The sequence below is a fragment of the Agrococcus carbonis genome, assembly GCF_900104705.1.
GTDB lineage: Bacteria > Actinomycetota > Actinomycetes > Actinomycetales > Microbacteriaceae > Agrococcus > Agrococcus carbonis.
In genome coordinates this window covers 1,397,546-1,418,737 of sequence record NZ_LT629734.1, presented here as the reverse complement: position 1 = coordinate 1,418,737, position 21,192 = coordinate 1,397,546, and the positions used below count along the sequence as shown (strand labels likewise).

Genomic DNA, 21,192 nt, shown 5'->3' with positions numbered 1-21,192 from the left:
GTCAGTGCACCTTGAAGTGGTCGAAGGGCTCGAGGCACGCGAGGCACTCGAAGTGGCTCTTGCACGCGGTCGAGCCGAAGCGCGACACCTCGCGGGTGCGGAGCGACCCGCAGCGCGGGCACTTGACGCCGAGCGAGAGCGGGATGGGGCCCGAGCGCTCGCCCGCGCGGTGCGTGGGCGGGGCGATGCCGTACTGCTCGAGCTTGGCCTTGCCGGCCTCGCTCATCCAGTCGGTCGTCCAGGCCGGGGTGAGCGTGAAGTCGACGCGCACGTCGCGGTAGCCCTCCGCGGTGAGCGCGAGCAGCACGTCGTCGCGCATCTGGTCGATCGCGGGGCAGCCCGAGTAGGTGGGCGTGAGCGTGACGACGATCGTGCCGTCCTCGTCGCGCACGTCGCGCAGCACGCCGAGATCGTCGATCGTGAGCACGGGCACCTCGGGGTCGACGACCGCAGCGGCGATGCGGCGGGCGTGCTCCACATCCGCGACCCGGGGCTGGCGCTGCTCGACCATCACCACGTCGCCCCCGGGTGCCGGCGGGCCAGCACCTGCATCTCGGCGAGCAGCGGGCCGAGGTGCGTCGAGTGGTTCCCGTGGCGGCCGCCGCCCGACGACTGGCCGATCTTGGGGTTCGTGAACTCCTCGACCGTGATCTCGGCCTCGGCGAGCACCGCATCCCACACCTCGTCGAAGCCCGCGCGGAGGCTCGAGGGGCGGGGCGCTGCGCCCCCGAGGCGGTCGTGCAGCGGGTCGTCGCGGAAGAGCTCGTCGGTGTACGGCCACAGGTCGGTGAGGCCCACGAGCATGCGACGGCGCGACTCGTCGGTGCCGCCCGCGAGGCGCAGCGTCCACTGCACGAAGTGGTCGCGGTGGTAGGCCACCTCCTTGACCGACTTCGCCGCGATGGCCGCGAGCGACGCATCCGTCGACTGCGTCAGCGCGGTGTAGAGCTCCTGCATCCAGATCGCGGCGATGAGGCCGCGCGCGACGGTGTGCGCGAAGTCGCCGTTGGGCTGCTCGAAGAGCCACGCGCAGCGGAACTCGTGCTCGTCGCGCCAGTACGCGAGGTCGTCCTCAGAGCGGTCGGATGCGGTGCCCGCGTAGTGCAGGAGCGAGCGCGCGTGCCCCAGCAGGTCGAGGGCGATGTTGCCGAGCGCCATGTCCTCCTCGAGCTCGGGGGCGCGCGAGATCCACCACCCGAGGCGCTGGGAGAGGATGAGCGCGTCGTCGCCGAGGCGCAGCGCGTACTCGGCGACGTCGGCGGTCGCCTTCGCCGATGGCACGCCCGAGAGCTCGGCGGCGAGGTCGAGCTCGTCGACGGTGACGTCGCCGTGCGCGTCGGCCGCCTCGGCCTCGTACTCGGCGTTGACGGTGGCGGCGTCGCGGTGGGGGGTCGCCGCCGGGGGCGCGGCGGTGGCTGCCTCGGAGTGGGGCGTGGCGGGGTGCGCCGCCTCGGAGTGGGGCGTCTCGGGTCGCGCCGTCTCCGGCCGCGCCGTGTCGGGCTGCGCCGGCTCGGCGGGCTGCGCGGCCTCGGCGAGCTCGGCGTCGTTCAGCTGGGCGTTCACAGGTGCGGCACCTCCGCGCTCTTCTCGTAGTACTTCGCGTGGCGGTAGTTCTTGCCCGCGGGGCTCTCGAAGAAGGCGCCCTTCTGGTCGGGGTCGCTCGTCGTGATCGCGCTCGAGCGCACGACCCACACCGAGACGCCCTCGTTGCGGCGGGTGTAGAGGTCGCGCGCGTTGCGCAGGGCCATGTCGTCGTCGGGCGCGTGCAGCGAGCCGACGTGCACGTGGCTCAGCCCTCGGCCGGCGCGCACGAACACCTCGTACAGCGGCCAGCCCTCGCCGGCGACGTCTCCGGGTGTCGACATCCTCGTCTCCTTCATCCTCTTGCGTGTGTGGGGGTGGTCACGACGCGCCGTGCGCCAGGGTCCGCCGCCGGCGTGTCGTGACCACCCGGGGGCGGGCCCGCGGCGTGTCGTGACCACCCGGGCGGATCAGGCGGCGGCGCGCTCCGCGGCGCGGGCGCGCGCGGCCTGCTTCTCGGCGTAGGCGGCGGCCGCCTCGCGCACCCAGGCGCCATCCTCGTGGGCGTCGCGGCGGTGCTGGATGCGCTGCGCGTTCGCGGGGCCGCGGCCGGCGAGCACCTCGTTGAACTCGGTCCAGTCGATCTCCGACATGTCCCAGCTCTTGGTCTCCTCGTTCCAGCGCAGGTTCGGGTCGGGCAGCGTGAGCCCGAGCACCTCGGCCTGCGGCACGAGCATGCCGACGAAGCGCTGGCGCAGCTCGTCGTTCGAGAAGCGCTTGATCTTCCACGCCATCGACTGCGCCGAGTTGGGCGACTCGTCGTCGGGCGGGCCGAACATCATGAGCGAGGGCCAGTACCAGCGGTTCACCGCGTCCTGCGCCATCTGGTGCTGCTCGGGGGTGCCGTTCGAGAGCTCGAGCAGGATCTCGAAGCCCTGCCGCTGGTGGAACGACTCCTCCTTGCAGATGCGCACCATCGCGCGGCCGTAGGGGCCGTACGAGGCGCGGCACAGCGGCACCTGGTTGCAGATCGCGGCGCCGTCGACGAGCCAGCCGATCGCCCCCATGTCGGCCCAGGTGGGCGTGGGGTAGTTGAAGATCGACGAGTAGCGGGCGCGCGAGGTGATGAGCTGCTCGGTCATCTCGTCGCGCGAGATGCCGAGCGTCTGCGCGGCGGAGTACAGGTAGAGCCCGTGGCCGGCCTCGTCCTGCACCTTGGCCATCAGGATGGCCTTGCGCTTGAGGCTCGGCGCGCGCGAGATCCAGTTGCCCTCGGGCTGCATGCCGATGATCTCGGAGTGCGCGTGCTGCGAGATCTGGCGGATGAGCGTCTTGCGGTAGGCGTCGGGCATCCAGTCGCGCGGCTCGATTCGCTGGTCGGCCTCGATGATCGCGTCGAACGCGGCCTGCGCCTCGGCCAGCTCGGCCTCGGTCATCGGCGCGTCACGACGGGCGGATGCGTCGGGTGCGGTGAGCGTCATCGTCGACTCCTCGGTGGCGGTGCGAATCGGAATTAGTGACCGAACGTTCAGTAAGTATAGACTCGGTCGCGACGGACCTGCAACGGGTCCTCCGGCAGGTGCAGAACCGACGCCCGACCCCAGACGCAATGGAGCGTGCATGGCACTCGAGACGAGCCCACCCGCAACACCCGCGGTCAGCAGGGACGAGACCTGGCTGGCCACGATCATGGCCGAGACCGACAACGCCAAGGCGGCGTTCGGCATCGAGATCGCCGAGCTCGAACGCGGCCGCGCGGTGCTCACGATGCCCATCGCCGAGTCGATGGTGAACGGCTTCGGCATCACGCACGGCGGGCTCGTCTTCACGCTCGCCGACACCGCCTTCGCGTACGCGTGCAACGAGGACGAGCACGTCACCGTCGCCTCGGGCGCCGACATCACCTTCGCGAAGGCCACCCACGCGGGCCAGACGCTCACCGCGACCGCCGAGCGGCGCTGGCGCGCTGGCCGCAACGGCATCTACGACGTGACGATCGTCGACGAGACCGGCGAGACCGTCGCCGAGTTCCGCGGCCGCTCCTTCACGACCAACCGCACCGCACCGACCGGACCTGGAGGGCCCGCATGAGCAACGCATCCGTCGACGTCGCCGGCCACGACCTGCGCGACCCGGGCGAGCGGCTCCCGCTCGACGAGCTGCGCGCGCTGCAGCTCGAGCGGCTGCAGCAGACGGTGGCCCACGCGTACGCGAACGTGCCGACCTATACGCGGAAGCTCGACGAGGCCGGCGTGCACCCCGACGACATCCGCTCGCTCGACGACCTCGCGCGCCTGCCCTTCACGACGAAGGAGGATCTGCGCCAGTCGTACCCGTTCGGCATGTTCGCGGTGCCGCGCGAGCAGGTCGTGCGCATCCACGCCTCCTCCGGCACGACCGGCCGCCCGACCGTCGTCGGCTACACGCAGGCCGACCTCGACAACTGGGCGGAGGTCGTCGCCCGCTCGCTGCGCGCGGCGGGCGTGCGCCCGGGCATGCGCGTGCACAACGCCTACGGCTACGGCCTCTTCACCGGCGGCCTCGGCGCGCACTCGGGCATCGAGCGGCTCGGCGCGACCGTCGTGCCCGTCTCCGGTGGGCAGACCGCGCGGCAGGTGCAGCTCATCCGCGACTTCGAGCCCGACGCGATCATGTGCACGCCGTCGTACCTGCTGACGATCGCGGATGCGTTCGAGGACGCCGGGCTCGACCCGCGCGAGACGTCGCTCAAGGTCGCGATCTGCGGCGCCGAGCCGTGGACCAACGAGATGCGCCACGAGCTCGAGCAGCGGCTGGCGATCGACGCGGTCGACATCTACGGCCTCTCGGAGGTCATGGGGCCGGGCGTCGGCAGCGAGTACGCGTCGACGAAGGACGGCCCGACGATCTGGGAGGACCACTTCCTGCCCGAGATCATCGACGGCGAGACCGGCGAGGTGCTGCCCGACGGCGAGATGGGCGAGCTCGTCTTCACGTCGCTCACGAAGACCGCGTTCCCGGTGCTGCGCTACCGCACGCGCGACCTGACGCGGCTGCTGCCCGGTACCGCGCAGCCGACGATGCGGCGCATCGAGAAGATCACCGGCCGCAACGACGACATGATCATCCTGCGCGGCGTCAACCTCTTCCCGACGCAGATCGAGGAGATCGCGCTCGAGATCGAGCACCTCACGCCGCACTTCGTGCTCGAGCTCGTCAAGCGCGGCAAGATGGACGGCCTCGTCGTGAAGATCGAGTGCCAGCCGGGCCTGAAGCCCGTCGTGATGACGGCGGCCGGCGAGGTGCTGAAGGCGCGCGTGAAGGAGCGCATCGGCACGACCGTCGACGTCGAGATCGTGCCGTCGGGGTCGCTGCCGCGCTCGGAGGGCAAGTACAAGCGCGTCTACGACCTGCGCGACCGGTGAACGCCACCTCACGGTGGTCGAGTAGGCCGCGCAGCGGCCGTATCGAGACCCACGGCCAGCCGCCTCGATACGCCGCTTCGCGGCTACTCGACGACCGTGGGCGGTGCACCGCTGAGAGGATGACCGGATGACCGCCACCGAGCCCGTCGCCGCCGCCGCCCGTCGCGGCCGCCCGGGCTACGACCGCGACTCGATGCTCGAGGTCGTCGTCGAGGCGTTCAACGAGCGCGGCTACGACGCGACCTCTCTCGGGGTGCTCGCCGACCGGCTCGGGCTGTCGAAGTCGGCGATCTACCACCACTTCGCGTCGAAGGAGCAGATGCTCGAGGTGGCGCTGGGCAAGGCGCTCGACGCGCTCGAGGCCGTGTTCGACGCGCCGGAGGCCAACGAGGGCCCCGTGATCGACCGCATCCGCTTCGTGATCCGGGGCGCGGTGCTCGTGCTGTGCGAGCGGCAGCCCTACGTGACGCTGCTGCTGCGGCTGCGCGGCAACACCCCGATCGAGCTCGAGGCGATGGCGCGGCGGCGCGCGATCGACCGGCGACTGCGCGCGCTGTTCGAGGCGTCGCGCGACGAGGGCACGCTGCGGCCGGACATCGAGCCGCGCGTCGCCGAGCGGCTCACCTTCGGCATGGTCAACTCGATCGTCGAGTGGTACCGCCCGGGCGGACCGATCACGCCCGAGCAGCTCGCCGACTCGGTGCTGCAGCTCGTGCGCACGGGGCTGCGCGAGCCGGCGTCGCTGTAGCCCGCGTCGCTGCAGCCGGCAGGGGCGTCGACCTCGCCGCGTCGTGGTGCACCTGAGAGCGCTGATTGTTATCGAATCGTGATCTTTGGTAGCGTCGTCGGCTTGAACCGCGAAGGACGGCCGTCGCATCCGCCCCGAGAGTCCTTCGTGCCATGGAATCGAGTTCCGGTCGGGCGGTCGGATGCGCGGAGATCCGCGCGCTGAGACGGGGCCGTGGAGTTCACCCATGCAGCAGTCCATCACTGACGCACCCAAGTCGAAGCGCCTCGCGCGCGGCGGCCTCCTGACGGGCGTCGGCGTCGCCGTCTTCGGCGCCGCGATGCTCGTGCCGACCGCGGCGAACGCCGCCGACGGGGCGACCTGGGACGCGCTCGCCGAGTGCGAGTCGGGCGGCAACTGGTCGATCGACACCGGCAACGGCTACTACGGCGGCCTGCAGTTCTCGCTGTCGACGTGGCAGGCGAACGGCGGCTCGGGCAACCCGGCCGACGCGTCGCGCGCCGAGCAGATCCGTGTCGCCGAGAACGTGCTCGCCACGCAGGGCTGGGGCGCCTGGCCCTCGTGCTCGGCGCAGATCGGCGCGAGCGGCCAGGCCGAGCCGAGCAGCGCGCCCGCCGCGGCGCCGCAGTCGGCTCCCGGCGCGCAGGCCTCGAACGCGCAGGCCGGCGCGAACGCCGCGCCGCAGGCCCGGGAGCAGGCCTCGCCCGAGGCGCTCGGCCTGCAGCTGCCCGACGTCGAGCCGGGCGATGAGACCTACACGGTCGAGTCGGGCGACATGCTCTTCGAGATCGCCGAGGAGCTCGACGTCGAGAGCGGCTGGCTCGGCATCTACGCCGTCAATCAGGATGTGCTCGACGACCCCGACCTCATCATGGCGGGGCAGGAGCTCGTGCTGCCGGCGGAGTAGGGCCGGGGCACCTCGACCCTAGAGCGGTACCGGTCGGTCGCTGCGCGCGTGCGTCGGCGGCCGATCGGTACCGCTCCGTCGTGTTCCGGCGGATGCGGGGGCGCGGATGCGGTCGGGTTCCGGTCTCGTGACGCGTCCGGCTGCGCCGGGCGCTCCTCGACCTACGAGCGTGATGGGTCCGGCTGCGCGGGGGCTCCTCGATCTGCGGGGATGACGCGTCCGGCTGCGCCGGGCGCTCCTCGGGCCGCGGGGGTGACGCGTCCGGCTGCGCCGGGGGCTCGACCTACGAGGGGGCGACCTCGACCCACGCGGCGCGCCAGGCGGGCGGCTCGAAGGGTTCGCTCCAGTAGGCGGTCTCGCGGGCGATGCGGTCGCCGCGGAACTCGAAGATGAACACCGTCGCGTAGACGGCGCTGCCGCCGTAGTCGAGCGACGCCTCAGCGACGACCAGGTCGCCCGCGCTCAGCAGGCGCCGGGGCGTGATCGTCGGCAGCTGCGGGAACGCGCCGTAGACGCCGCGCCGGTTCTCGCCGCCCACCACCCGCTCGCCGGACTGCGGCCAGTCCATCACCGCATCCTCGTGGAACAGCTCGTCCATCACCGAGATGTCGCGGTCGTTGATGCAGGCGATGAGCCGCTCGACGACGGCCTCATGCCCAGGGTTGCGCGAGTCAGCCATGGCGCACCTCCCTCTCAGGGACGGTGTACACCTGGGCGGCCGCTGGCGCCAGGGCGAGGTCGGCGGTGGCGGTCTCGTGACGCGTGCGGCTGCGCCGCGCGCTCCTCGACCTGCAGGGGTGACGCGTGCGGCTGCGCCGCGCGCTCCTCGACCTACGATGCGGTCTTCGCGACGTAGGTCAGCAGGTCGTACTGCGCGACCGTCTCGTCGTGCTGGTTCGTGAGCACCGCATCCCACCGCACCTCGCCGTAGTCCTCGGTCTCGCGCGGGGTGATCTGCTTGGCGGTGAGCGTCACGCGCAGCGAGTCGCCGGGGGAGACCGGCGTCATGAAGCGCAGGTTGTCGAGGCCCGTGTTCGCGAGCACGGGGCCGGGTGCCGGCTCGACGAAGAGCCCCGCCGCGAACGACAGCAGCAGGTAGCCGTGCGCGACCCGCCCGGGGAAGAACGGGTTGGCCTCTGCCGCCTCCTGATCCATGTGGGCGTAGAAGAGGTCGCCGGTGAACTCGGCGAAGTGCTCGATGTCGTCGAGGCTGATCTCGCGCCGCTCCGAGACCACCTGGTCGCCGATCCGCAGCTCGGCGAGCGACTTGCGGAACGGATGCGGTGCCTCGGCCGACGCCGGCGCCCCCGCGTGCCACACCCCGGTGAGCGCCGTGAGCATGGCCGGCGAGCCCTGCACGGCGGTGCGCTGCATGTGGTGCAGCACCGAGCGGATGCCGCCGAGCTCCTCGCCGCCGCCGGCGCGGCCGGGCCCGCCGTGCACGAGCATCGGCAGCGGCGAGCCGTGGCCGGTCGAGGCGCGCATGTCGTCGCGGTCGAGCAGCAGGATGCGGCCGTTGTGCGGCGCGATGCGGCGGGTGAGCTCGCTCACGAATGCCGCATCGTGCGACGCGACCGAGGTGACGAGCGATCCGCCGCCGCGCGCCACGAGCTCGGCGGCCTGCTCAGCGCTGCCGTACTCGACGAGCGACGAGACCGGGCCGAACGCCTCGATCGTGTGCAGCGCATCCGCCTCGGGGTCCTCGAAGGCGAGCAGCGTCGGCGCGACGAACGCGCTCGACTCGGGCGCCTCGCCCATCGACCCGTCGGCGAGCGTCACGTGGCCCGCGTCGCCCCCGACGACGATCGCGCCGCCGCCCTCGCGCAGCTTCATGACCTGCTGCAGCACCTCGTCGCGCTGCTCGACCGACGCGAGCGGACCCATCGTGACGCCCTCGGCGCGCGGGTCGCCGACGACCACCTTCGCGGCGATCCGGTCGCGCACGGCCGCGGCCACCGCATCCGTCATGCCGCTCGGCACGATCGCGCGGCGGATGGCCGTGCACTTCTGCCCCGCCTTCGACGTCATCTCGGTGACGAGCCCGCGCACGAACGCGTCGAACTCGGGGGTGCCCTCGGTGGCGTCGGGCCCGAGCACGGATGCGTTGATCGAGTCGGTCTCGGCGGTGAAGCGCACGCCGCGGGCCTGCACGGCCTCGTGGCGGCGCAGCGCGTCGGCGGTCGAGGCGCTGCCCGTGAAGCCGACGGTGTCGCCGAGGCGCAGGTGGTCCATGAGCTCGCGCGCCGAGCCGTTCAGCAGCTGCACGCTGCCGGCTGGCAGCAGGCCCGACTCGGCGAGGATGCGCACCATGTGCTCGGCGACGAAGCCCGTGGGGGTCGCCGGCTTGATGAGCGTCGGCATGCCGGCGAGGAACGCGGGCGCGAGCTTCTCGAGCGAGCCCCAGACGGGGAAGTTGAACGCGTTGATCTGCACCGCGACGCCCGGCAGCGTCGTGCAGATGTGGCGGGCGAGGAACGAGCCGTCCTTCGAGAGCACCTCGGCGGGCCCGTCGAGGTAGATCGACGACTGCGGCAGCTCGCGCCGGCCCTTCGACGAGTAGGTGAAGAGCACGCCGATGCCGCCGTCGACGTCGACCCAGCTGTCGGCCTTCGTCGCGCCCGCCTTGACGCTCAGCTCGTAGAGCTCGTGCTTGCGCTCGGTGAGGGCGAGCGCGAACTGCTTGAGCAGGATCGCCCGCTGGTGGAACGTGAGCGGCGCGAGGCTGTGCTGGCCGACGGTGCGCGCGTGCTCGAGCGCGGCATCGAGGTCGAGGCCTGCGGCGCTGACGCGCACGACCTCCTCACCGGTGGATGCGTCGCGGACGACCGCGGCGTCGGTCGCGTCGGCGGGCTCCCACCAGGCGTCCTGGATGTAGCTGGGCAGCAGTCGGGTCATCGTCGATCCTTCTTCTCTCGTCGTCTCGTCGTCTCCGGTCTCCTGACGCGTTCCGCTGCGCGGCGCGCTCCTCGACCTGCGGGTCAATCCCAGTGGTAGAAGCCGCGGCCGCTCTTCTTGCCGAGGCGGCCGTCGGCGACCATGTCGCGCAGCAGCTGCGGCGGCGCGAAGCGGTCGCCCAGGTCGCGGTGCAGCTGCTCGGCGATGCCGAGCCGCACGTCGAGCCCCACGATGTCGGTCGTGCGCAAGGGGCCGACCGGGTGCTTGTAGCCGAGCTCCATCGCGGCGTCGATGTCGCCCGGGCTCGCGACGCCCTCCTCGACCATGCGGATCGCCTCGAGCCCGATCGCGACGCCGAGCCGCGAGCTCGCGAAGCCCGGCGCGTCGTGCACGGTGACGGGCGTCTTGCCGAGCGCCTCGACCCACGCGCGCGCGTCGTTCGCGAGCGCCGGGACCGTCGCCTCGCCGAGCACGATCTCGACGAGCGCGGATGCGGGGACCGGGTTGAAGAAGTGGAGACCCAGGAAGCGCTCGGGGCGCGCGAGGCCCGCCGCGAGCCGGTCGATCGAGATCGAGGACGTGTTGCTCGCGAGCGCCGCCTCGGGCGCCAGGACCGCCTCGACGCGGCCGAGCGCATCCGCCTTGAGCGCCTCGTCCTCGGGGACGGCCTCGATCACGAGACCGCTGCCGGCGAAGGCGGCGACGTCGACCGCGGTCGCCACGCGGCCCTCGAGCTCGGCGAGCGGCTCGGACCAGCCGCGCTCGACGCTCCTCCGCAGGCTCTCGGTGACCCGCTCGCGGGCCGCGTGCGCGGCGACGTCGTCGCGCTCGACGACGACCACCTGGCTGCCGGCGAGCACGAACGCGTGCGCGATGCCGGCGCCCATGCGGCCGCCGCCGAGCACCCCGACGCGCTCGGGCGCGCCTGCGCCGACCACGGCATCCGTGTCGTCTGCGGTCATCGCTGCTCCTGATCGGTGTCGGCTCGGCTGGTGGCAGCCGCGCTGCTGGGGGCGGAGTTGGTCTCGCCCGGGCTGGTGTCGGCCGAGCCGCGCTCTGCCGGGCGGTTGCCGCTCGAGCGGCCGCGCCGCTCGAGGAAGTCGGTCATGCGGCGCATCTTCTCGTCGCTCTCGAACAGCACCGCCTGCTCGCTGAGCTCGATGCGCGGGTGCTCATGCGCGGGCGCGAGCAGCGCGCGCTTGGTCGCCTGGGTCGCGGCCGGGTCGAGCGCGGCGACCCGCTCGGCGAGCTCGGTCGCGCGCGCGAGGGCCGCCTCGGGCTCGAGCACGGCGCTCACGAGGCCCGCGGCGAGCGCCTCGTCGGCGCCCAGGATGCGGCCGGTGAGCAGCATCTCGCTCGCGAGCGCGTCGCCGACGATCTGGGGCAGCCGCCAGGTCGCGCCGGCCGCGGCGATGATGCCGAGCCCGGTCTCGGGGTTGCCGATCTTGAGCGTCGGCGTGCCGATGCGGATGTCGGCGGCGTAGGCGAGCTCGGCGCCGCCGCCGAGCGCGTAGCCGTCGAGCACGGCGATCACCGGCATCGGCAGGGCGCGGATGCGCTGGAAGCAGCGGGTGTTGATGCCGGCGAGCGCGTCGGGCGCGCGGCGCTCGCGCAGCTGCGCGATGTCGGCGCCGGCCGCGAACGAGCCGCCGGCGCCCGCGAGCACGAGGGTGCGGCGCTCGACCTCGAGCCGGGCGCAGAGGGCGTGGAGTGCGTCGACGAGCTCCTGGTCGATGGCGTTGCGCTTCTCGGGGCGGTCGAGGGTGGCGAGCAGGTGGGTGCCGCGATCCTCGATGCGGAGGGTCTCGCTCATCGCCCCGCCCCCTCGCTCGTAGCGCGGCGGCGGGCCGCCTCCCGCTCGCTCGTCGAGTAGCGGCCGGAGGCCGCGTATCGAGACGACGGACGGTCATGGTCTCGATACGGCCGGCTGCGCCGACCTACTCGACCAGCGAAAGGCGACGCGGCGCTCATACGCGCTCCACGATGATCGACGTCCCCTGGCCGACGCCGACGCACATCGTGGCGAGGCCCCGGTCGGCGCCCTCGCGCTCCATGCGGCCGAGCAGCGTCACGACGAGCCGCGAGCCCGAGGAGCCGAGCGGGTGGCCGAGCGCGATCGCGCCGCCATCGGCGTTGACGATCGACTCGTCAAGCCCGAGCCGCCGGATCGTGCCGAGCGACTGCGTCGCGAACGCCTCGTTGAGCTCGATCGCCCGGAGGTCGTCGATCGAGAGCCCGGTGCGCGCGAGCAGCTTCTCGGTCGCGGGCACGGGCCCGAGCCCCATGATCTCCGGCGCGATGCCGGCGCTCGCGCCACCCACGACGCGCGCGCGGGGCGTCAGGCCGAGCCGTTCGACGGCGGCGTCGCTCGCGACGACGATCGCCGATGCGCCGTCGTTGAGGCTGGATGCGTTGCCGGCGGTGACCACCGACCCTCCGGCCACGACGGGGCGGAGGCGCGCGAGCGCATCCATCGTCGTCTCCCGTCGCGGGCCCTCGTCGACCGCCACGTCGCCGGCCTTGGTCGGCACGGCGACGATCTCGTCGGCGAAGCGGCCGGCGTCGATCGCTGCGATCGCGCGCTCGTGCGAGCGCAGCGCGAACGCGTCCGCGTCCTCGCGGGTGATGCCGTCGACGCGCGCGACCTCCTCGGCGGTCTCGGGCATCGAGAAGGTCGCCTTGTCGCGCGCCGCGAGCCGCGGGTTGGTGAAGCGCCAGCCGATCGACGTGTCGAACGCCTCGCCGGGCTTCGCCCACGCCCGCTCGGGCTTCGCCTGCACCCAGGGCGCGCGGGTCATCGACTCGACGCCGCCGGCGATCACGAGGTCGGCGTCGCCGGCGCGGATCATCTGCGAGGCCATGATGATGGCCGACATGCCGCTCGAGCAGAGCCGGTTGACGGTGATGCCGGGCGTCTCGTCGGGCAGGCCCGCGAGCAGCGCGGCCATGCGGGCGACGTTGCGGTTGTCCTCGCCGGCCTGGTTGGCGCCGCCGAGGATCACCTCGTCGACCGGCTGGCCCTCGATGCCGGCGCGGCGCACGGCCTCGCCGACCACGAGGGCGGCGAGGTCGTCGGGGCGGATGCTCGCGAGTGCGCCGCCGTAGCGGCCGACGGGCGTGCGGACGCCGCCGACGAGAAGGGCCTCGGGCATGGGACTCCTGACTGCGCTGTCTGCGGGCCGACCGGACCGAATTAGTGACCGATCGTTCAGGAATACAGTATGCGGCGGCGGATGCGGCTGCAAGCGCGGCGCGGTCCGCGCGGCCGTGCGCGGCCGTGCCGCCTGCGTGGACGGGTGCGCGCTGCCGCCGTTCGTCAACCGGGTGTCACGCTCTTCGGGCTGGCGGGCGGCTCGCTGGGGCCGAGCACCGGCTGACCGATGACGCCGCGCTCGTCGTGCGGCCGGGCGGCGCGCGAGCGTCAGGCGCGCCGGCCGCCCCGCCGGCCCAGCAGCTCGGCGCCGCGCGCGAGCCCGATGACGACGGCGCCGAGCGCCACCACCGTCCCCGCGGCGATCGCGAGCGCCACGAGCGATGCGCTCGCGATCGTCTGCAGCAGCTCGAACATCTCCATGGTGCGGTCCTCTCCGTCTGCCTCCGACGCTAGGAATCCGGGGTGGGCCGCCGCATCCGCCCGACGGCCAGAGCGGGTCATCCTCGGGGATGATCCGCAGCCGGGCCGGGCCGTGCGGGGCCGGCCCGGCCGTGCCAGGCTGGCGGCATGCCGATCGAGCCAGACACGAAGGACTGGACGTGGGTGCTGCACGAGCGGTGCCCCGAGTGCGGGTTCGACCCGCTCGACGCGCCGCGCGACGACCTCGGCCGCCGCATCCGCCACGCCGCCGCCGCGATGCACCAGCGGCTGCACGGCGACGCAGTGACGGAGCGGCCCGACGACGCGACGTGGTCGCCGCTCGAGTACGCCGCGCACGTGCGCGACGTGTGCGACGTGATGCGCACGCGGCTGCACCAGATGCTCGGCGAGGACGATCCCGTGTTCGCGAACTGGGATCAGGATCAGGCGGCGATCGACGGCGACTACGCGAGCCTCGACCCCGAGCACGTCGCCGCCGAGGTCGACCTCGCCGCGGCGCAGCTCGCGAACGCGGCGGATGCGGTGCCCGCGGATGCGTGGGGCCGGCCGGGCAGGCGCTCCAACGGCTCGGTGTTCACGGTCGAGACGCTGCTCGTCTACGCGCTGCACGACCTCGAGCACCACGTCGTCGATGTGACGAAGGCTCGCTGAGGCGGCGGCGGATCGCTGCCTCGGTCTCGTGACGCGGGCGGCCTGCGGCCGCGCGCTCCTCGACCAGCGGGGTGGGTCTCGTGACGCGGGCGGCCTGCGGTCGCGCGCTCCTCGACCAGCGGGTGGGAGCGCTCCTCGACCAGCGGGGGCGGGGGACTACCCGCGGAAGGCGGCGATGCCCGTGAGCGCCTGCCCGATCACGAGGGTGTGCACCTCGTCGGTGCCCTCGTAGGTGCGCACGCTCTCGAGGTTGGCCGCGTGCCGCATCGGGGAGTGCTCGAGCGAGACGCCGTTGCCGCCGAGCAGCGCCCGCGCCTCGCGCGCGATCTCGATCGCGGTGCGGCAGGAGGCGAGCTTGCCCATCGAGATCTCGTGCGGGCGCAGCAGCCCCGCGTCCTTGCGGCGGCCGAGGTGCAGCGCGAGCAGCTGCGCCTGCTGCAGCGCGAGCACCATCTCGGCGAGCCGCGCCTGCGTCAGCTGCATGCCCGCGAGCGGCCGGCCGAAGACCTCGCGCTCGCCCGCGTAGGCGAGCGCGACCTCGAGCGCATCGCGGCCGGCGCCGAGCGCGCCCCACGCGATGCCGTAGCGCGCCTCGTTGAGGCACTCGAACGGCGCGCGCAGCCCGCGCGCCTCCGGGAGCCGCGCCGACTCCGGCACGCGCACGCCGTCGAGCACGATGTCGCACTGGATCGACGCGCGCATCGAGAGCTTCGGCTCGATCGGCGTCGCGGTGAAGCCCGGCGTCGGTCGGCCCTGCGCGGAGGTCTCGACGAGGAAGCCGCGCACCCCTTCCTCGGTCTGCGCCCAGATGACCGCGACGTCCGCGATCGACGCGAGCCCGATCCAGCGCTTCGCGCCGTCGAGCACCCAGTCGTCGCCGTCGCGCCGCGCGAACGTCGTCATCGCGCCGGGGTCGCTCCCGGCGCCGGGCTCGGTGAGCCCGAAGCACCCGATCGCCTCGCCGGCCGCCATGCGCGGCAGCCACTGCTGCCGCTGCTCCTCCGACCCGTGCTTCGCGATCGCCGTCATCGCGAGCGACCCCTGCACCGACACGAAGGTGCGGATGCCGCTGTCGCCGGCCTCGAGCTCCTGCATCGCGATGCCGTACTCGACCGCCGAGCGCCCCGCGCATCCGTGGCCCGTCAGGTGCATGCCGAGCAGCCCGGCCTCGCCCAGCACGGGCGCGAGCTCGCGCGGGAAGTGCCCGCGCTCGAACCAGTCCGCGATGTGCGGGCGGACCTCCCGGTCGACGAGCGCCCGCACCCGCGCGCGCACCGCGCGCTCCTCGTCGGTGAGCAGCGATTCGAGATCGAGCAGGTCGGTAGTCATGGGGCTCCTCGGTGTGGATCGGCGTGGGTCGGGTCGGATGCGTCGGGGGCGGAGGCGGGGTGTGGTTGCGCGGGTCGGCGGGATGCCGGGGTCACGGCGCGGGTCGCGACAGCCAGCCCCGCACGTCGGCGTCGTGCTCACCGAGCAGGGGCGGCGCGGCGCTCGCGGTGCGCGCGCGACCGTCGATGCGGATGGGGGAGGCGGGCTGCCGGCCGGCACCGGCGCCGCCGCGCACCTCGACGACGGGCTCGAGACCGAGCTCCGCGGCGAGCTCGAGGCCCTCGCCGATCGTGCGCACGCGGCTCGCGACGAGCCCGGCGGCGAGCATCCGCCGCTCCCACACGGCGGCGCCGTGGCGCGCGAGCGCGCGCTCGAGCAGCGGCACGAGCGCCTCGCGGTGGGCGACGCGCTGGGGATTGGTCGCGAAGCGCGCGTCGTCGGCGAGCTCCGGCGCGCCCAGCAGGGCGGCGAAGGCCCGGAACTGCGCGTCGGTGCCGACCGCGACCGCGAGCGGCCCGTCGCCGGTGTCGAGCAGCTGGTAGGGCACGATCGACGGATGCGCGCTGCCGGCTCGGCGCGGCTCGGTCGCCGGCGCGCCCGCGGCATCGCGATCCGCGTCGGCTGGCGGCACGACGGGCCCGAGCACGGTCTGCAGCTGGTTGACGAGCGCCGCCTGCGCGCTCGTCAGCAGCGCGACCTCGACGAGGCCGCCGCGCCCGGTGCGCTCGCGCCGCAGGAGCGCCGCGAGGATGCCGGAGAGGGCGTCCTTCGACGTCAGCACGTCGACGACCGCGACGCCGGCCTTCGTCGGCGGTCCGTCGGCGTCGCCCGTGATGTGCATGAGGCCGCTCGCCGCCTGCACGACGAAGTCGTAGCCGGCCCGGTCGGCACCGCCGGGCTGTGCGCCGTACCCGGTGATCGAGCACCACACGAGCCGCGGATGCTCGCGCAGCAGCGCGTCGCGGTCGAGCCCGAGCCGGGCGGCGCCGCCGGGCCGGAAGTTCTCGATCACGACATCGGCGCGAGCGATGAGCTCGCGGGCGAGGGCGCGGTCGTCGCGATCGGTCAGGTCGAGCGCGACCGACTCCTTGCCGCGGTTGGCGCTGTCGAAGTAGGTCGAGCCGGTGGCCGACGCGGGCGGCGACCAGGTGCGGGTGCCGTCGCCGACGCCCGGCTGCTCGACCTTGATGACGCGCGCGCCGAGATCCGCGAGCGCTGTGCCGGCGAGCGGCCCGGCGAGCACGCGCGACAGGTCTGCGACCAGCAGTCCTGCGAGCGGCGCGTCGTCGGGCGGGGCGTCGTGGCTCACCCTGCCAGCATGCCTGAAAGGGCGTGCGCGGATCGCCCTGCGGCCCCCGCCCGGGGTGCTCCGCTCCTGCCGACTACCGCGCGTTCAGGTCGGCGAGCGACTTGTCGGGGCGGAGGCCCCGCCACACGGGGTGACGCAGGGCGCCGGAGGCGGTGAGCTCGGTGTGCTCGACCTCGGCGACCGTCGCGCGCACCCACCGTGCCGTCCGCGCGACGTCCGAGGGCAGGTCGTCGACCGCGGGCACGGTCTTCCGCTCGCGCAGCTGCTCGCGCAGCCGATCGCGCTGGGCATCGGTGAAGCCCGTGCCCACCCGGCCGGCGTAGCGCATCCGCCCGCCCTCGCCCGGCAGCGCGAGCACGAGCGAGCCGACCGTGCCCGCGAGCGACCCCTTGCCCTCGAGCCAGCCGATCACGACGACCTCTCGCGCGAGCACGTGCTTGAGCTTGAGCCAGTCGCCCGAGCGGGCGCCCGACCGGTAGCGACTCTCGCGCCGCTTGGCCATGACGCCCTCGAGGCCGCGCTCGCTCGTCGCCTCGAGGATGCTCGCGAGGTCGCCGCGCAGCGGCTTCGAGAGCTTCACGCGCGGCCCCTCGCGCACGAGCTCGGCGAGCCGCGCCTGCCGCGCCTCGAGCGGCTCGTCGACGAGCCGCCGACCCTCGACCTCGAGCACGTCGAAGAGCATGAGCGTCGCCGGCGTCCGCGCGGCGGCCCGCGCCGCCTGCCGGCCCTCGAGCCCGCCGCGCTCCTGCAGCGCCGCGAAGCTCGCCGACCCCGCGCTCGATCCCGACCGCTGCAGCACCACGATCTCGCCGTCGAGCACCGCCTCCTCGGCGTCGACCGCACCCGGCACGGCCGCGGCGAGCTCGGGGAACGCGCCCGCGTAGTCCTTGCCGCCGCGGCTCACGAGCCGCACCTCGTCGCCGCTCACCTGCACGATCGCGCGCCAGCCGTCCCACTTGAGCTCGTACGACCACTCCGCTTCGTCGTCGATGTCGGATGCGTCGGCCGCCGTCGCGAGCATCGGGCGCAGCTCGGTCTGCGGTGCGGCCTTCGCGCGGGCACCGGCAGGCTTCGCAGCGGCCTTCGCCGAGCCGGCCTTCGCCGAGCCGCCTTTCGCCGAGCCGCCTTTCGCCGAGCCGCCCTCCGCCGAGCCCGCCGCAGGCGTCTCGCCCTCCGTGGCGGCGCCGCTCCCGCCGACGACCGGCGGCGCATACCCCTTCTTCCGCGCATCCCGCGCCGGGTCCTGCTCCTTCATGCGGTGCAGCAGCCAGTGCCGCTGCTCGGCATCCGTGCGGATGAGCGCGAAGCGGTAGGGCTCGCCGCCGAGCCCCCCGTCGGGCCGGCCGTGCAGCGTGCCGATCACCTCGTCGTCGCGGAACTTCTCGAGCTCCACGCGCCCCGCGTCCCAGATGCGGATCTCACCCGCGCCGTACTCGCCCTTCGGGATCGTGCCCTCGAAGCCGCCGTACTCGAGCGGGTGGTCCTCGGTCTGCACCGCGAGCCGGTTGCCGTCGCCCGCGCCCGGTAGCCCCTTCGGCACCGCCCACGAGACGAGCACGCCCTCCTGCTCGAGCCGCAGGTCGTAGTGCAGCCGCCGCGCGTGGTGCTCGTGCACGACCCACGAGTCGCCCGTGCCCGCGCCCGGCACGGGCGGCCCCTCGGGGATCGGCTCGGGCGTGCGGGAGGCCGAGCGCAGCCCGCGGTACTTCGCGAGTCGGTCGGGCGGCGGGTCGAGCGCCGCGATGAGGTCGCCGTCGCGCTCGAGCCGCTCGAGCACCTCGCCGTACTCGAGCTGCGTGAGCCCGCCGGCTTCGATCTCGTCCCACGTGCGCGGCGCCGCGACGGTCGGCCGCAGCCGCCCGCGCAGCGAGTAGGGCGCGACGGTCGTCTTGGAGCCGGAGTTCTGGCTCCAGTCGATGAGCACCTTGCCCTGCCGCTTCGCCTTCTTCATGTCGCTCACGATGAGGTCGGGGTGCATCTCCTCGAGCGACCGCGCGAGCTGGTGCGCGACCTCGCTCGCCTGCTCGGAGGTGACGGTGCCGTCGAGCCGCGTGTAGAGGTGGATGCCCTTCGAACCGCTCGTGAGCGGCACGGGGTCGAGCCCGATGTCGATGAGCAGCTCGCGCACCCACAGCGCGACGCGCGCGCAGTCGTCGAGCGTCGCGCCCTCGCCCGGGTCGAGGTCGAGCACGAGCCGGTCGGGGTTCCAGCGCTCGCCGTCGACGACCCGCCACTGCGGCACGTGCAGCTCGAGCGCCCCCATCTGCGCCATCCACGCGAGCACCGCGGGCTCGGTCACGACGGGGTAGTGCTTCGGGCCCGTGGAGTGGCGCTGCTCGATCGTCTGGATCCACTCGGGCGCGCCCCGCTCGAGCGTCTTCTGGAAGAACACCTCGCCCGGCGCATCCTCGGTGCCGACGCCGTCGGGCCAGCGCTTGCGCGTGACGGGGCGGCCGGCCATGTGCGCCATGAGGGGTGCGGATGCGCGCAGCACGTACTCGAGCACGTCGCGCTTGGTCGTGCCGGTGGCCGGGTACAGCACCTTGTCGGGGTTCGAGAACCGCAGCCGCCTCCCTCCGACGGCGATCCGGTCGGCGTCGGCCACGTCAGGCGGACTTCTTCTTCGTCGCGCGCTTCTTGGCGGGCTTCGGCTTCGCGTCCGCGTCGGCAGCCTCGTCCTCGTCGGCGGCCGCCTGCTTCGTGCGCCCCTTGGCACCCGACTTGGAGGACCCGGACTTCGTGCCCGCCGCATCCGCCTTCTTCTTCTCGACCGAGCGCTGCAGCGCCTCGAGCAGGTCGATGACCTCGCCGCCCTCGTCCTCGGCCTTGCCGAAGGTCGCGGCGGTGTCGAGCGCGTCGCCCTGCTCGAGCTTCGCCTCGACGAGCGTGCGCAGCTGCTCCTGGTACTCGTCGACGTACTGCTCGGGCTCGAAGTCGGCCTCGAGCTCGGACACGATCGAGCGGGCGAGCTGCATCTCGCGGTCGCCGACCGTGATGTCGCTGCTGAGGCTGTCGAACTCGGCGGCGCGCACCTCGTCGGCCCAGCGCAGCGTCTGCACCATGAGCACGCCGTCGCGCACCCGCATCGACGCGAGCCGCGTGCGCTGGCGCAGGGAGAACTGCACGATGGCGGTGCGCTCGGTCTCCTCGAGCACGCGCCGCAGCAGCACGTAGGCCTTCGGGCTCTTCGAGTCGGGCTCGAGGTAGTAGCTGCGCTCGAACAGGATCGGGTCGATCTGCTCGTTGGGCACGAACTCGAGCACCTCGATCTCGCGGCTCTTCTCGGCCGGCAGCGCCTCGAAGTCCTCCTTCGTCAGCACGACCGTCTGCTCGCCGTCGTCGTAGGCCCGGTCGATGTGCGCGTACTCGACCTTCTTGCCGCACACCTCGCACTTGCGCTGGTAGCGGATGCGGCCGCCGTCGGCGTCGTGCACCTGGTGCAGCTCGACGTCGTGCTCCTCGGTCGCGGCGTACAGCTTCACCGGCACGTTGACCAGCCCGAAGGTGATCGAGCCCTTCCAGATCGCTCGCATGGGGTTACTGTCCCCCGAACCCCGGGCCGCCGCCACCCCTGAAACGCCCAGGTTCGTGGGGCAGCGCGCCGCGCATCCGATGCTCAGCCCGGTGGGGGACAATCCGGGCATGACGCTCAGCACGCCTCCCGCGGGGGCGCCGCGCACCCTCGGGGTCGAGGAGGAGGTCATCCTGCTCGAGCCCGAGACGCTCTCGCCGGTCGACGTCGCCGACGAGGTGATCGCCGAGCTCACGCACCTCGACACGTCGATGTCGTTCATCACGCACGAGTACCTGCGCGCGCAGGTCGAGTTCTCGTCGCCCGTGCTGACGGATGCGGATGCGGCCGACCGGGTCGTGCGCGAGTTCCGCCGGGCGATGGGCCAGGCCGCCGAGCGGCGCGGCCTCATCGCCGCGAGCGTCGGCACGCCGCCGGGGCCGGGCCGCTCGGGCACCGCCGCGGGCGAGCGCTACGTGCGCTTCGACACCGAGCTCGGCGCCATGCGGCCCGACCACCAGATCCAGGGGCTGCACGTGCACGTCGCGATCCGCTCGCGCGACGAGGGCGTCGCGGTGATGCGGGCGCTGCGGCCGTGGCTCGCGCCGCTCATCGCCCTCTCGGCGAACTCGCCCCGCATGGCGGGGGTCGACACGGGCTTCGCGAGCTGGCGCACGATCGTCGGGCGCCGGTTCACCACGGCCTCGGTGCCGCCGATCTTCGCCGACGCCACCGACTACGACCGTCGCGTCCGCGCGCTCGTGGGCATGGGCACGACGTTCGACACCGCGTCGCTCGCGTGGATGATGCGGCTCGCCGAGCGCTGGCCGACGGTCGAGCTGCGGGTCTTCGACGCGCAGCTCACCGCCGACGAGACGGTCGCGCTCGCGCTGCTCGCGCGCGCGCTCGTCGAGACGGCGGCGGCGGGCGAGCTGCCGCACGCAGAGGCGGCCTCGCACGCCGAGCTCGTCGACGCCTCGGTCTGGCACGCGGCGCGGCACGGGCTCGAGGACGGCCTCGTCGACCCCGCAACGGGCTCGCAGGCTCCCGCATGGGTCGTGGTCGAGCGGATGCTCGGGGCGGCCCGGCCGGCCCTCGTCGCCGCGGGCGATGCGGAGCGCGTCGACGCCTACGTCGAGCACGTGCGGGCGGTCGGCAACGGTGCGCACCGGCAGCGCGAGGCGCTCGCGGACGGCGCCGCGGCGCTCGGGCGCCTGCTGCGGGCGACCTTCACGGCGTAGCCGCGCCTCGCCGGTCGAGGAGCGCGCGGCCGGAGGCCGCACGCGTCACGAGACCCAGCTCCCTCGCCGTCGGTCTCGATA

General features: G+C 73.6%; 20 protein-coding genes. 6 read left to right on the top strand and 14 right to left on the bottom strand.

The genetic code is table 11. The annotated features are described in order from the left end of the window. Nucleotide 1: 1 nt before the first annotated feature. From paaD to paaA, 4 genes are all read right to left on the bottom strand, one after another. Nucleotides 2-511: a 1,2-phenylacetyl-CoA epoxidase subunit PaaD gene (gene paaD, locus BLT67_RS06830; protein ID WP_092667565.1), complete on the bottom strand. Its 510-nt coding sequence runs from the start codon at nt 509-511 to the stop codon at nt 2-4. Next, nucleotides 511-1,563, bottom strand: coding sequence for a 1,2-phenylacetyl-CoA epoxidase subunit PaaC (gene paaC / locus BLT67_RS06825; RefSeq protein WP_231945432.1), 1,053 nt, complete (start codon nt 1,561-1,563; stop codon nt 511-513). The genes paaD and paaC overlap by 1 nt, the downstream gene beginning before the upstream one ends. Continuing rightward, on the bottom strand, nt 1,560-1,865 hold the full coding sequence (paaB, locus tag BLT67_RS06820) for a 1,2-phenylacetyl-CoA epoxidase subunit PaaB (RefSeq protein WP_092666322.1): 306 nt from the start codon (nt 1,863-1,865) through the stop codon (nt 1,560-1,562). Before paaB ends, paaC begins: the two co-directional genes overlap by 4 nt. A gap of 126 nt (nt 1,866-1,991) precedes the next feature. Further along, nucleotides 1,992-2,957, bottom strand: coding sequence for a 1,2-phenylacetyl-CoA epoxidase subunit PaaA (gene paaA / locus BLT67_RS06815; RefSeq protein ID WP_197674455.1), 966 nt, complete (start codon nt 2,955-2,957; stop codon nt 1,992-1,994). A gap of 184 nt (nt 2,958-3,141) precedes the next feature. Between paaA and paaI the strand changes: the two genes are divergently transcribed. The 4 genes from paaI to BLT67_RS13800 all read left to right on the top strand — a co-directional run bounded on the left by paaI (nt 3,142) and on the right by BLT67_RS13800 (nt 6,580). After that, nucleotides 3,142-3,612 (top strand): hydroxyphenylacetyl-CoA thioesterase PaaI, encoded by a 471-nt coding sequence (paaI, locus tag BLT67_RS06810; RefSeq protein ID WP_197674405.1) that lies wholly within the window; start codon nt 3,142-3,144, stop codon nt 3,610-3,612. Then, entirely contained in the window at nt 3,609-4,925 is a 1,317-nt protein-coding gene (paaK, locus tag BLT67_RS06805) for a phenylacetate--CoA ligase PaaK (RefSeq protein WP_092666319.1), read from the top strand. The genes paaI and paaK overlap by 4 nt, the downstream gene beginning before the upstream one ends. Before the next feature lie 127 nt (nt 4,926-5,052). Then, entirely contained in the window at nt 5,053-5,673 is a 621-nt protein-coding gene (locus BLT67_RS06800; protein ID WP_092666318.1) for a TetR/AcrR family transcriptional regulator, read from the top strand. 226 nt (nt 5,674-5,899) lie between these two features. Next, complete coding sequence (locus tag BLT67_RS13800) at nt 5,900-6,580, top strand: transglycosylase family protein (RefSeq protein WP_092666317.1); 681 nt, start codon at nt 5,900-5,902, stop codon at nt 6,578-6,580. 283 nt (nt 6,581-6,863) lie between these two features. Here the strand turns inward: BLT67_RS13800 and BLT67_RS06790 are convergent, their stop codons facing one another. The 6 genes from BLT67_RS06790 to BLT67_RS13395 form a co-directional block, all read right to left on the bottom strand. Further along, entirely contained in the window at nt 6,864-7,259 is a 396-nt protein-coding gene (locus tag BLT67_RS06790; protein WP_092666316.1) for a nuclear transport factor 2 family protein, read from the bottom strand. Between the two features lie 152 nt (nt 7,260-7,411). Beyond that, complete coding sequence (gene paaZ, locus BLT67_RS06785) at nt 7,412-9,475, bottom strand: phenylacetic acid degradation bifunctional protein PaaZ (RefSeq protein ID WP_092666315.1); 2,064 nt, start codon at nt 9,473-9,475, stop codon at nt 7,412-7,414. An 83-nt stretch (nt 9,476-9,558) separates the two neighbouring features. Then, complete coding sequence (locus tag BLT67_RS06780; protein WP_092666314.1) at nt 9,559-10,437, bottom strand: 3-hydroxyacyl-CoA dehydrogenase family protein; 879 nt, start codon at nt 10,435-10,437, stop codon at nt 9,559-9,561. Then, nucleotides 10,434-11,288, bottom strand: coding sequence for an enoyl-CoA hydratase/isomerase family protein (locus BLT67_RS06775; protein WP_092666313.1), 855 nt, complete (start codon nt 11,286-11,288; stop codon nt 10,434-10,436). Before BLT67_RS06775 ends, BLT67_RS06780 begins: the two co-directional genes overlap by 4 nt. Nucleotides 11,289-11,442: 154 nt before the next feature. Continuing rightward, a complete protein-coding gene (locus BLT67_RS06770; RefSeq protein ID WP_092666312.1) occupies nt 11,443-12,627 on the bottom strand; it encodes a thiolase family protein in 1,185 nt (394 codons plus the stop codon). Between the two features lie 269 nt (nt 12,628-12,896). Continuing rightward, a complete protein-coding gene (locus BLT67_RS13395) occupies nt 12,897-13,049 on the bottom strand; it encodes a hypothetical protein (RefSeq protein WP_157674250.1) in 153 nt (50 codons plus the stop codon). Nucleotides 13,050-13,196: 147 nt separating this feature from the next. Between BLT67_RS13395 and BLT67_RS06765 the strand changes: the two genes are divergently transcribed. Beyond that, nucleotides 13,197-13,721 (top strand): DinB family protein, encoded by a 525-nt coding sequence (locus BLT67_RS06765; protein WP_092666311.1) that lies wholly within the window; start codon nt 13,197-13,199, stop codon nt 13,719-13,721. 156 nt (nt 13,722-13,877) lie between these two features. On the opposite strand, the gene BLT67_RS06760 is transcribed toward BLT67_RS06765, so the two are convergent. The 4 genes from BLT67_RS06760 to ku form a co-directional block, all read right to left on the bottom strand. Continuing rightward, complete coding sequence (locus tag BLT67_RS06760) at nt 13,878-15,050, bottom strand: acyl-CoA dehydrogenase family protein (RefSeq protein ID WP_092666310.1); 1,173 nt, start codon at nt 15,048-15,050, stop codon at nt 13,878-13,880. Nucleotides 15,051-15,141: 91 nt separating this feature from the next. Further along, the gene (locus BLT67_RS06755) at nt 15,142-16,359 is read right to left on the bottom strand and encodes a CaiB/BaiF CoA transferase family protein (RefSeq protein WP_231945431.1); all 1,218 of its coding nucleotides are present in this window, start codon (nt 16,357-16,359) and stop codon (nt 15,142-15,144) included. 73 nt (nt 16,360-16,432) lie between these two features. Further along, nucleotides 16,433-18,964 (bottom strand): ATP-dependent DNA ligase, encoded by a 2,532-nt coding sequence (locus tag BLT67_RS06750; protein WP_231945430.1) that lies wholly within the window; start codon nt 18,962-18,964, stop codon nt 16,433-16,435. 1 nt (nt 18,965) lies between these two features. Beyond that, nucleotides 18,966-19,892, bottom strand: a complete 927-nt coding sequence (ku, locus tag BLT67_RS06745) for a non-homologous end joining protein Ku (protein WP_092666309.1) — start codon at nt 19,890-19,892, stop codon at nt 18,966-18,968. 109 nt (nt 19,893-20,001) lie between these two features. On the opposite strand from ku, the gene BLT67_RS06740 reads away from it, so the two are divergent. Continuing rightward, nucleotides 20,002-21,111: a carboxylate-amine ligase gene (locus tag BLT67_RS06740; protein ID WP_157674248.1), complete on the top strand. Its 1,110-nt coding sequence runs from the start codon at nt 20,002-20,004 to the stop codon at nt 21,109-21,111. The last annotated feature ends 81 nt before the right edge of the window (nt 21,112-21,192 follow it).